This is a genomic window from Asticcacaulis sp. (genome assembly GCF_027484505.1).
GTDB lineage: Bacteria > Pseudomonadota > Alphaproteobacteria > Caulobacterales > Caulobacteraceae > Asticcacaulis.
In genome coordinates this window covers 1-5,181 of the sequence record NZ_JAIXSV010000148.1, presented here as the reverse complement: position 1 = coordinate 5,181, position 5,181 = coordinate 1, and the positions used below count along the sequence as shown (strand labels likewise).

General features: G+C 57.3%; 6 protein-coding genes. 1 reads left to right on the top strand and 5 read right to left on the bottom strand.

Annotated features, from left to right (window positions below; translation table 11 throughout):
* From Q0072_RS09655 to Q0072_RS09635, 5 genes are all read right to left on the bottom strand, one after another.
* On the bottom strand, window positions 1-422 hold a 422-nt coding region (locus Q0072_RS09655), incomplete at its 3' end, for a cation-transporting P-type ATPase (protein ID WP_298329056.1).
* A 92-nt stretch (window positions 423-514) separates the two neighbouring features.
* Window positions 515-1,162 carry a BON domain-containing protein gene (locus tag Q0072_RS09650; protein WP_298329054.1) on the bottom strand — a complete coding sequence of 216 codons (648 nt, stop codon included), beginning with the start codon at window positions 1,160-1,162 and terminating at the stop codon, window positions 515-517.
* Between the two features lie 484 nt (window positions 1,163-1,646).
* Window positions 1,647-2,624, bottom strand: a complete 978-nt coding sequence (locus Q0072_RS09645; protein ID WP_298329058.1) for an NADP-dependent oxidoreductase — start codon at window positions 2,622-2,624, stop codon at window positions 1,647-1,649.
* Window positions 2,625-2,678: 54 nt separating this feature from the next.
* A complete protein-coding gene (locus Q0072_RS09640; RefSeq protein WP_298329051.1) occupies window positions 2,679-3,542 on the bottom strand; it encodes an alpha/beta hydrolase in 864 nt (287 codons plus the stop codon).
* 53 nt (window positions 3,543-3,595) lie between these two features.
* Window positions 3,596-4,423, bottom strand: coding sequence for an oxidoreductase (locus Q0072_RS09635; RefSeq protein ID WP_298329048.1), 828 nt, complete (start codon window positions 4,421-4,423; stop codon window positions 3,596-3,598).
* Window positions 4,424-4,630: 207 nt separating this feature from the next.
* Between Q0072_RS09635 and Q0072_RS09630 the strand changes: the two genes are divergently transcribed.
* Window positions 4,631-5,181, top strand: a 551-nt coding sequence (locus Q0072_RS09630; RefSeq protein WP_298329046.1) for a TetR/AcrR family transcriptional regulator, incomplete at its 3' end; no start/stop codon positions are given.

Sequence of the window (5,181 nt, the reverse complement as noted above, 5' to 3'; positions counted from 1 at the left end):
TCCAAGAGTTTTGCGTCGGCGGGCACCCTGTCGCCTTCGGCCAGGACGATCATATCGCCGCGCACCACCTGAGCACTGTCAATGCGAATGCGATGGGCATCGCGGATGACCCATGCACGTGGACTGGTCAGATCGCGCAAGGCCTCAAGCACGTTTTCAGTTCTGGCTTCCTGAACCACGGTAATAACAACCGACAGGACCGCGAATGCAAGCAGTATAAGGGCTTCTTTTAGGTCGCCTATCAGGAGATAAATACTGCCGCCGACAAGCAGAAGGGCGAGCATCGGTTCACGCATAACTTCCAGAATGATCCTGAAAGCTGTACGCTTGTCAGCCGTTGGCAACGTATTGGGGCCTTCCGATTTCAAGCGATCGCGGGCGTCGGCGGCACTCAGGCCCTGTAAAGGGAGTTCACTACCCATCGCGTGTCCCGTCCATCATGCGACCGTACCCATAGCGGGGTTCATTTGAGCGGATGTCAAAAGCGCGTGGCCGGCAGGTGACAGACCTGATTTCAGGCAATGACGATATCGTTTTGGATAGCGGTTACGCCTCGGGCTGCCCAGGCGACTTCGGAAGCCTCTTCCCAGTCGCTCCACGTCTCGACCTTGCCACTCAGCGTGACCTTACCGCCATCGGCGGTCACCTTGATCCGTTTGGTGTCAAACCAGGAGCGATTAAGCGCGAATGCGATGTCATCGGCAATGACGTCCGTGTCGATCTTCGGTTTGACGACGGCTTCATTCGATATCCCGACGACGCCCATCAGGCGCCGGATGTCGTGCTCGGCGGCCGCCTTCTGGAAGTACCATTCCACCTGCCCGCTGAGCGTCACCCAGCCATTGCTGACGGCCACTTTGATTGCGTCGCTCGGAACATTACCATCCCAGGCGAGCACATTGATTGCCGCCTTGGCGATGTCTTCGTCATCGCGTTTGGCATCGGTCTTCAACTTGATGGCAATCTCGTTGGCGATGGCCTTGGCCCCCTTCACACGACGTACCGCTTGCTCTGCGGCCAGTTTATCGCCGTAGGTCTCGACATGCCCCATCAGAGTCACGACTCCCTCACGCGCCGTCACGCCGATATGGGCGCTATTGACGTTGGGGGACCAGCTCAGTTGGTCAAGGACGTTTTTTTTCAGGTCTTTGTCGGAAGCCATGTTCGTTTCCAATTTTCCGATATTGCGCCGTTGCTGGAACGTCCTTGGGAACATCCCCGAGGTCTGAGCACAGGTGATAACCTTGGTGTAAGGTTGGTTGTCGAACGCTATGCCTTGTACGGGAACCTATACAGGATCGGAAACTACTCAGTCGCCAATGCTGAATGACGGCGTTGACGTGTCAAGCTTCAGAGGGAGCGGCTGACTGAACCGCCCTGTCGCGACCCATTCGGTGCACTACGGCCAAGTTCGCCATGTCACAACAGAGTGTTGATTTTCGCCTGAACTTACCCCTGCATGTTCACCGTGGGCTGACCCAACACCACGAAAACCCGTCAGGGGTCGATCGCCATAATGAGGGTCAACACGAAACAAAAATTCCCACCTTCGGCGGTCATTTTTGACGAAACTCCGCATAGGGGTCATATCACTCTCTCTCTTTGAGTTCACTTACCGATTGCGGGTGGGCTGAAGGATTTCGCGATTAGGTACCCGGTGTCACAGTGATAACGACCTTTCCCCTGGCGCGGCCACTTTCGACATATTCCAGAGCGTCCGGTGTCTTCTCGAAGGGGAACACCCTGTCCACGACCGGCTTAATGACATTGGCCTCAACCAGAGACGCGATTTCGCGCAACTGATCACCGTCCGCGCGCATGAACAGGAAGGCGTAACGGACCCCCAGCTTACGCGCCTGTTTACGGACTTTGCCGCTTAACAGCCCCATCACAAATTTCAGCAAGGGGTTCAATCCGGCGGCCTTGGCGAAATCGGGATCGGGCGGGCCAGAAATGGAGATCGCCAGACCGCCCCGCTTTAAAACGCGTAGTGATTTTTCGAGGGTAGCGGCGTCCTGACTGTTCAAAACCAGATCATATCCCGACAGAAGCGTCTCAAAATCCTGGGTCTTGTAGTCGATGACCACATCGGCCCCCAGGCGTCTGACCAGATCGGCATTCTTCGCGCTGGTCGTGGTGGCAACGGTTGCACCCAAATGCTTGGCAAGTTGAATGGCAAAGGTGCCTACCCCACCCGATCCCGCCTGAATGAAGACCTTCTGCCCGGGCTTGACCTTAGCTACCTCGGCAAGGGCCTGCCACGCGGTTAGCCCGACCAGAGGCAAAGACGCGGCCTCTTCCATAGTCAGATTGCGGGGCTTTAGCGCCAGATCCGCCGCCTTGACGGCGATAAGGTCAGCAAAAGTGCCGAACTGAAAATCGCGAGGGCGGCCATACACCTCATCACCGACTTTGAACGCTTTAACCTTAGCCCCCACCCGCACAATCGTGCCCGCAAGGTCATGGCCTAGAACAAACGGTGGTTTATAGGGCAGGAAGACCTTGAAATCGCCGTCTCTGATCTTGGAGTCGAGCAGGTTCACCGCCGTGGCATGAATATGCACCAGAACGTCATCATCCTGGATTTTGGGTTCCGGCAATTCGGCTAAACGCAAAGCGCCCATTTTTTGATATGTATCAACGACAAAGGCCCTCATGGCACCTTCTCCAGTTCATTATTAAACGGCCAGAAAGGCCAGGGCCCTGCTCACGAAGTCCGCATGGTTCTGGAATATGCCACCATGACCAGCGTCGTCGTAGATGACGATTTCCGCGTTCGGGATGCGTCGCGCCATGTCATGGCTGTTTATCGTCGGGACCATGATATCATGGTCACCATTAGCGATCAGTACGGGGATGCGAATACTTCCGAGATCCTGCGGGGCCTGCCGTCCCCACGCCGTAATCGCCTTGAGCTGGCGCAAAAAGGCGCTCACCGAAGGCGCTTTATCCCGGTCCATCTTTCGCTCAGTCAGTCGTTTCAGAAAATCGGCGGCGGAACGGCGGCCATTGGGCGTCGAAGTGAAAAACAGATAGGTCTTGGGGTCTTTGCGCGTCAGGATGCCCTTGAAGATCAGTGGCCACGATACCGGCCCCACCTTATCTATGCCTTTACCGCCCGCAGGTCCCGTCCCGGCCAGAATGAGCTTCCGGACCAGATCCGGGGCTTTCAGGGTGATATCCTGAGCCACCATGCCGCCCAGGGAGAAGCCCAGCAAATCAACCTGATCGAAGCCCATGGCCCGGATCAGGGCAATCGCGTCACGCGCCATCTCGTCAATGGTCAGGGGGGCTTTGCCGCCTGAAGCGCCAATCCCGCGATAATTGATGGCAATGATGGTGTGGTTTGACGCCAGACCATCGACGATGCGCGGATCAAAATTATCGAGCACAGCGCCCCAGTGATTCAGGAGAATGAGCGGCACACCGCCGCGCGCGCCCAGCTCACGATAGGCGAACATCGTCCCTCCGACCGTGATAGAGCGGTTAGCGGCGTCGATATAGCGGGCGGCGGGTTCGGGACCCGTGAATAGGCTTGTCATGATCGTCCTGTGAGATACGGATCGGGCTATAGAATGGGCGGGGAATGGTAGTCTCAGTCGATGTTGAACTGCTTGCGTAAGGTCTTGTCGAACATGGCCCGCGGCAGAAAACGTCTGGCAAAGGCGGTTTGCCGTGCCGCCTTCCCCGATGGATAGCGCAGTCGTGGGGCCCTATCCCGTGCGGCCGCCAGAATGGTCGCCGCAACATCTTCGGCGGTGTCACCCGCGGCCATCGCGGCGTCAAAAGCCTTCTGGTATCTGACCTTGGTCTGGGCATAGGCGGCCACGGGACGGTCGCCCTCGGGTGAATTGGCCTCGATAGAGGTCTTGGTGGCCCAGGGCTCGATCACGGCGACCCGAATGCCGAACGGGCGCACTTCGTGGTCCAGAGATTCCGAATAGCCCTCGAGGGCATGCTTGCTGGCCCCGTAATAGGCGCCAAACGGCCCTGGGATCAGCCCCATAACCGAGCCAATATTGAGGATACGGCCCTGGCCCTGCTGACGCATGAGCGGCAGAACGGCGTTGGTCACGCGGACGACACCCAAAAAATTGGTGTCGAACAGCGAACGCACCTGCTCTATCGAGCTTTCCTCGGCCGCGCCGGATAAGGCATAGCCGGCATTGTTCACGAGAAGGTCGATATGACTGAGTTCGGCATGCGCGAGCGCAATGGCCTCGGCGACGGACTCGTCAGAGGTCACATCACAGGCGATCATGCGAATACCCTCGCGAACCTCGCCCGGGGCAGCCTTACGGCTGGTGCCGATGACCCGATATCCGGCTTTTGACAGGGCTAAGGCCGCAGCCTTGCCAATGCCACTTGATGCGCCGGTAATAAATGCCGTTTTGTCGCGGCGAGCCTTCTTTGAGATGGCCATTTTCATTTCTTTCTGGGTTGTCCGCGATGACCTCAGGTGGACCCAAACCACGCGGCATATATTTTAGATGACGTTCATAATCTTTTATGATAGATGATCTTCATAATCTAAATTGTCAAGTGCGTTTTTCACTTTGAGTGGACGAGTACATCCGAAACAGGCCAGGTGGGTCTGCGGACGAGGCCCGACCGGAAAGGACGAGTACAGATGAGAGTGTCGCGGGAAAAAGCCCTTGAGAGCCGTGAGCAGGTCATTGAGACGGCCGCGCGCTTACTGCGCGAACGGGGCTTTGATGGTATTGGCGTGGCCGACATTATGAAGGCCGCCGGGATGACGCATGGCGGGTTTTATCGTCACTTCGAGTCAAAGGACGACCTCGCCGTCAAAGCCAGTGAGCGAGCGATCACAGAATCAAAAGCCGCGCTCGTCGATGAGTTGTCTAAAAATCCGCAAGACCCGCTTCGGGCTATTATCGAACGTTACGTATCTGCGGTGCATCGCGACGACCCCGGGACAGGCTGTATTCTGCCCGCTCTGGCGGCAGACGCCGCTCGCAGGGATGACCCGGCCTTACGCGAGGTATTCACGGCGAATATACGGGAATATCTGGATCAGCTTGGGGCTCTTCTGGCCGTCCGTCCTGCGGCCACAGGCGTGCGCACCCCTGCCGCTATCCTTGCGGAAATGGTTGGTGCCGTCGTTTTATCGCGCGTGATCAGCGACGAAACTCTGGCAGATCAACTCATTAACGACGTGGT